This is a genomic window from Stenotrophomonas sp. HMWF003 (genome assembly GCF_003061285.1).
Classification (GTDB): Bacteria; Pseudomonadota; Gammaproteobacteria; order Xanthomonadales; family Xanthomonadaceae; genus Stenotrophomonas; species Stenotrophomonas maltophilia_AP.
Window position 1 is genome coordinate 19,450 of the sequence record NZ_QAIW01000423.1, and the last position, 5,409, is coordinate 24,858.

6 protein-coding genes are annotated in these 5,409 nt (G+C 69.2%); 1 reads left to right on the plus strand and 5 read right to left on the minus strand.

Going from position 1 to position 5,409, the window contains the following annotated elements:
• Positions 1 to 701, minus strand: a 701-nt coding sequence (locus DBR34_RS23895) for a glycosyltransferase N-terminal domain-containing protein (protein ID WP_308812563.1), incomplete at its 3' end; no start/stop codon positions are given.
• A gap of 86 nt (positions 702 to 787) precedes the next feature.
• Here DBR34_RS23895 and DBR34_RS18140 point away from each other — a divergent pair.
• The gene (locus DBR34_RS18140; protein WP_128097815.1) at positions 788 to 1,708 is read left to right on the plus strand and encodes an LpxL/LpxP family Kdo(2)-lipid IV(A) lauroyl/palmitoleoyl acyltransferase; all 921 of its coding nucleotides are present in this window, start codon (positions 788 to 790) and stop codon (positions 1,706 to 1,708) included.
• A 97-nt stretch (positions 1,709 to 1,805) separates the two neighbouring features.
• Here the strand turns inward: DBR34_RS18140 and DBR34_RS18145 are convergent, their stop codons facing one another.
• From DBR34_RS18145 to DBR34_RS18160, 4 genes are all read right to left on the minus strand, one after another.
• Positions 1,806 to 2,297, minus strand: coding sequence for a transposase (locus DBR34_RS18145; RefSeq protein ID WP_308812564.1), 492 nt, complete (start codon positions 2,295 to 2,297; stop codon positions 1,806 to 1,808).
• Between the two features lie 155 nt (positions 2,298 to 2,452).
• Positions 2,453 to 3,745, minus strand: a complete 1,293-nt coding sequence (locus DBR34_RS18150; RefSeq protein ID WP_128097820.1) for an O-antigen ligase family protein — start codon at positions 3,743 to 3,745, stop codon at positions 2,453 to 2,455.
• A 10-nt stretch (positions 3,746 to 3,755) separates the two neighbouring features.
• Positions 3,756 to 4,868, minus strand: a complete 1,113-nt coding sequence (locus DBR34_RS18155) for a glycosyltransferase (RefSeq protein ID WP_128097817.1) — start codon at positions 4,866 to 4,868, stop codon at positions 3,756 to 3,758.
• Positions 4,869 to 4,883: 15 nt separating this feature from the next.
• Positions 4,884 to 5,081, minus strand: coding sequence for a zinc-finger domain-containing protein (locus tag DBR34_RS18160; RefSeq protein WP_128097818.1), 198 nt, complete (start codon positions 5,079 to 5,081; stop codon positions 4,884 to 4,886).
• Positions 5,082 to 5,409: the final 328 nt, after the last annotated feature.

Here is a 5,409-nt window from a genome sequence, read left to right on the forward strand (position 1 = left end):
AGCGCATGGAACCGGGCCACGAAGTCCTGCACGTTGGGGGCGGCGATATCGAACTTCAGGTTGCCCAGCGCCTGCACCTGCTCGGGGCGTGCACCCAGCTGGATGAAACGTTCCGCATCGTCCTGCGACTGCGCCGCCACGCAGGTGACCGTGCGCAGCGCGCGCCCGATCAGCGCCCTCAGCAGGCGATACCCGCGCAGCGAGCGTGCCGACAGCCGCGCGTTGAGGATGTACACCGGAATGCCCCGATCCCGGCAGCCGAACAGCATGTTCGGCCACAGCTCGGTTTCCAGGATCAGCGCCAGGCTGGGCTTGAAATGGCCGAGGAAGCGGCCGACGCTGCCCGGTACGTCGTACGGCAGGTAGACGTGGTCCAGCGCGTCACCCCACAGCGCGCGTACGCGCTCGGAACCGGTCGGGGTGATGGTGGTGATCACCCAGCGGATGTCCGGGCGCAATCTGCGCAGGGCATTGACCAGTGGCGCGGCGGCGTTGACCTCGCCCACCGACACCGCGTGCAGCCACACCCGCGGCTGCCCGCTGGGGTGCGGGTAGGAGGCGTAACGCTCGTCCCAGCGGCGGAAGTACTCGCGCACCCGGAACCCGCGCCAGACCAGGTGGTACACGGTGATCGGCAGCAACAGGTACAACACGGCCGAGTACAGGCCGCGCAGGATCCATTCGACAGGGCTTTTGCGCATGCGCAGAGGATACGGGAGCGAAGCGGGGAAGGCATCCCGCACCGCCGTGATGGGCCTGCCGGGATGCATCCATTAGAATCGAGGGCATGTCAGATAACGCTTCCACCGCCACCCGCCCGTCCCTGCGCGATCCCCGCCACTGGCCGATGTTCGCCGTCATGTTCGCCGCCTTCGGGATCGCCCGGCTGCCGTGGATGCTGCAGCGTGCGCTGGGCCGTGGCGTGGGCACCGTGGCCTACCGCCTGGCGGGCAGCCGCCGGCGCGCGGCCGAGGTCAACCTGCGCCTGTGTTTCCCGGAGAAGGACGACGCCTGGCGCCAGCGCCTGCTGCGCGACAGCTTCGACGCCCTGGGCGTGGGCATCTTCGAATTCGCCCGGGCCTGGTGGGGCAGCATCGACAGCATCCGCCCGCAGGTCCAGATCGAAGGCCTGGAGCACCTGCAGCGCATGCAGGCCGAAGGCCGCGGCGTGCTGCTGGTCTCGGGCCACTTCATGACCCTGGAGATGTGCGGGCGCCTGTTGTGCGACCACGTCGATCTGTCAGGCATGTACCGCAAGCACCGCAACCCGGTGTACGAGTGGGCGGTGAAGTTCGGCCGGCTGCGCTATGCCAAGGCGATGTACGCCAACGAGGACATCCGGGCCACCGTGCGCCACCTGAAGAAGGGCGGATTCCTCTGGTACGCGCCGGACCAGGACATGCGCGGCAAGGACACGGTGTTCGTGCCGTTCTTCGGGCACACCGCCGCCACCATCACCGCCACCCACCAGTTGGCGCGCATGACCGGTTGCGCGGTGGTGCCTTACTTCCATCGCCGCGAAGGCGGCCGATACTTCCTCAAGATCGGCGCGCCGCTGGAGAATTTCCCCAGCGAGGACGTGGAAGCCGATACCGCACGCGTCAACCAGGCCATCGAGGCGATGGTGCGCGAGGCACCGGACCAGTACCTGTGGATCCACCGCCGCTTCAAGCGCCAGCCGGGCGGCCGCAGCGATTATTACCGGTAACGGCACCCACGGGTGGCTGCACGCGGCCCCTCGGTAGAGCCACCCCCATGGGTGGCTGCATGGTGCCCGACCGCGAACAGCCACCCATGGGGTGGCTCTACCCTTCCATGGGCCACCGCGACCACGCGTGCGGGTACTCACCCAGCGCACCGGCCAATCCCGCACGTATCGGGTTGGCGAGGATGTACAACGCCTGCCGGCGCAAGGACTCCTCACTTCTCATGGCGTGGTCGAAGTACCCGTGTTGCCAGAGCTTCCCCGTTCGCCGCAGACGCTCGTTCAACAATCGGCTGCTGCGTGATTTGAACAGCAGCATGCAACGCGCCAAGGTGTCTTGCCGCAGCTGGATCAACCAATGCACGTGGTCCGGCATGACCACCCAGGCCAACGTGCAACTGACCCCACAACGATCCATGTAGCGCAGCGTGTCGATGATTACCTCTGCATTGAGGGGATCGTCGAACCATCTCCGCCTGCCGTGCGTGGTGGTGGTGAGCGCATAGCAATACCCCGGATGCGAGTATCGGCCGCGTTGGAGGCGTGGGCTGGTCATCGCACAAGAGTGCGTTGGGCCGGGCATGGTGCCCATCGGTGGATGGCGCGCGCGTGCGTCGGTGTGTGCCCATGCGTGGGCCAAGAGCAGCCACCCATGGGGTGGCTCTACCTGCAGAGCGCCGGGTAGAGCCACCCCGTGGGTGGCTGCGCGTAACGCCGGATTCCCAAACAGCCACCCATGGGGTGGCTCTACCCGTCGTCGCGCGCCAGCAGGCTGCCGGCGTACAGCGCGGCCAGCAGCAGGGTGAGCCCGCCCCAGAAGGTGGAATAGAACGCCAGGTGGGTGTTGAGCGGGAACACGGTGACCGCCAGCGCCAGCATGGCCGGGCGGGCGCGTTCGCGGGCCGGCAGCGGTGCGAAGCGCCACGCGCGCCAGGCCTGGGCGGCAGCGGCCAGCCACAGCAGCAGGCCCAGTACGCCGGTTTCAGCAAGGATTTCCAGCACGATCTGGTGCGCGTGCAGCGCCGGGCCGTCGCCCCATACTTCCTGCGCCTGCGGTGTGGGGTTGCAGCCGGGATAGGCATCGCGGAAACCGCGCGCGCCCACGCCGTTGACCGGATGGCCGGCAATCATGCAGCCGGCCGCTGCCCAGATCTGCGCGCGTCCGGACAACGCCTGGTTGACGCCGTCGCCGTCGCCCTCCCACGCCATCGCGGTGCGCGCCACGCGCTCACGCACCTGGCTGGAGCCAACCCCGATCACGACCGCGGCCACCAGCCCTATCGCCAGGCACCCGATCAGCGCACGCGGGCCGAGCAGGCGCCAGCCAGAGTACGCCACGACCAGCGCATAGGTGAGCCACGCAGCACGCGAACCGGCCAGCACCAGCACCACGCCCACCGCGGCGGCGGCCACGCCCCACCCCCACAATCCGGCGCGTCGCGCGGCGGCAAACAGCAGGAACGGCGAGAGGCTGGCCAGCACCTGGCCAAACTTCAGGTTGCACGGCCCCAGCACGCCGCTGAGCCGATCCGCGGCGGCCACCTCGACGGCGTTGCACAGGCCATGCCCGCTCACCAGCTGCTTGAGCTGGTCCAGCGACCAGAACAACGCACTGTTGCCGAAGGCAGCCTGGGCCAGCGCATCGGCAGTCCAGACCGCGGTGATCAGCGCGATGCCACCCAGCGTCAGGCGCCGCCGCTGCGGGGTGGCCACGGCAATCGCCACCAGCCACATGAAGGGCAGATAGCGAAGACCGGCCGCGGCCTTGCGCCAGGCCGTCGCCGGGTCGATCGCATCGAACGCGGAAAACGCCTGCGGCAGCCAATAGCCCAGGAACAGGATGCTGGTCAGCGCCCATGCCGGGCTGCTCAGCAGGTGCTGTTTGCCCCGCATGCGCAGCTGCACCATGCGCACGGCGGCATACAGCGCGCCCAGTACCAGCACGCTTTCGGCGATGCCGGGCAACGGCCACAGCGCCACGAACGCCAGTACCCACCACGGCGCCCAGCGACCGGCGCGGGACGCCGGGGAGCCGGGCACAAGCACCGGCTCAGCCGGCAAGGGAGGTGTAGAGCTTGAGGGTGTCACGCTGCATCGCCTGCAAGGTGAAAGGAATCCGGGCGGGCAGGCTGGGCGGTTGCTGCAGCAGCTGCAGCGCGCGCGACAGCAGCGCCGCACCGTCGTGCAAGGCTACCGCACCGGAGGGTTGCAGCTGCGTCAGCAGTTCACCCACGCCGCCGTGGTTCCAGCCCAGCACCGGGCGCCCTACCGAGAGCGCTTCCACCACCGTGCGGCCGAATGCTTCGGCCTTGTCCGACACCTGCAGCACCAGGTCGCTGGCCGCGTAGGCCTGGGCGATGCGCGTGGTGGGCGCGGTCATCAGCACCGCCTCGGCGATGCCCAGGGTGCGGGCCTGTGCTTCAAGTTCGGCCACGTAGGCCTCGCGACCCGGCTCGCGGGTGCCCGGCATCCACAGCGTGGCGGGCACACCGGCCGCGTGCAGGCCGGCCAGCAGCTGCAGCGCATGCCGGTGGCCTTTCAACCGGGTGCCACGGCCAGGCAGCAGCAGCAGCGGCGCATCGCCGGCCAGCACCGGGTGCTGCGCAGCCACCGCCAGGCGGGCCCGGCGATCGGTGCGCGCCACGCGCGGGAACTGGGCCACGTCCACGCCGCGCGGAATCACCTGCAGGCGCTCGGCGGGCACGCTGGGGTAGTGCGTCTGCACGAAGCTGCGCACCGTGTTGGACACACAGATCACCCGCTCGCCACTGGTCATCACCGCGCTGTAGCGCCCCGGCGAGTTCAGCCCGTGCACGGTGGTGACCCAGTGCGGGCGCTGGGCCTCGGGAAGGCTGCGCAGCGCGTACAGGCCCAACCAGGCCGGCAGGCGCGAGCGCGCATGCACGATGTCGGCGCCCACTTCGGCGAACAACGCGCGCAGGCTGCGCACGTGGCGCAGGGTCAGCAGCGACTTGCGGCCGATGTCCAGGGTGAGGTGTTCGGCGCCGCTGGCCAGCAGCGGCTCGACCAGCCGCCCACCGGCGGACACGACGATGGCCCGGTGGCCGGCGGCAACCAGGGCAGAGGCGATTTCAAGGGTGGAGCGTTCGACCCCGCCGGAGTGCAGCGCCGGCAGCAGCTGCACCACGGTCAGTCGGCGCACGGGAGCAGCGCTGATTTAGTCGGCCAGCACGAACACGGCACCGCAGTACGGGCACTTGGCCTCGCCGTTGGGCTCGTCTTCGATCGGCAGGTACACGCGCGGGTGCGAATTCCACAGCGCCATTTCCGGGGTCGGGCAGCTCAGCGGCAGGTCGGCGCGATGCACGGTGTAGCGCTTCTCGGCGTTGGCGGGCGCAGTGGCGGTATGGCTCATGGCGTGGACACACAAAGGAATTGCGAAGACGGTGATTCTAGCACCCGGGACTGTTGCATCGCCGCCCTCGCGCAGGCGGGCATGTACCGCCCAGGGCACGCGCCGGCACACAGCACCGCTCTTTTTAAATCGATCCAAAGTGACTGTCAACCGGAACGGCAAGTGGCTGATTCTTCTGGTTTGGATCGAACTAAATGGCACTTGCCAGCATCGCCCCGGCTGTTGCAGCATCGGTCCGGTTCGATTCCTGCCCCGATCGCATGGCCCGTCCCCCGCCGGACCTGCATCGCCCCTGTGTCCGCCCCCGGCGGCCGGGGTGGTGCCTGTC

Coding starts and splice junctions, on each gene's coding strand:
- DBR34_RS18140 (WP_128097815.1), top strand. CDS start 788: ATGTCAGATAACGCTTCCACCGCCACCCGCCCGTCCCTGCGCGATCCC.
- DBR34_RS18145 (WP_308812564.1), bottom strand. CDS start 2,297: ATGGGCACCATGCCCGGCCCAACGCACTCTTGTGCGATGACCAGCCCA.
- DBR34_RS18160 (WP_128097818.1), bottom strand. CDS start 5,081: ATGAGCCATACCGCCACTGCGCCCGCCAACGCCGAGAAGCGCTACACC.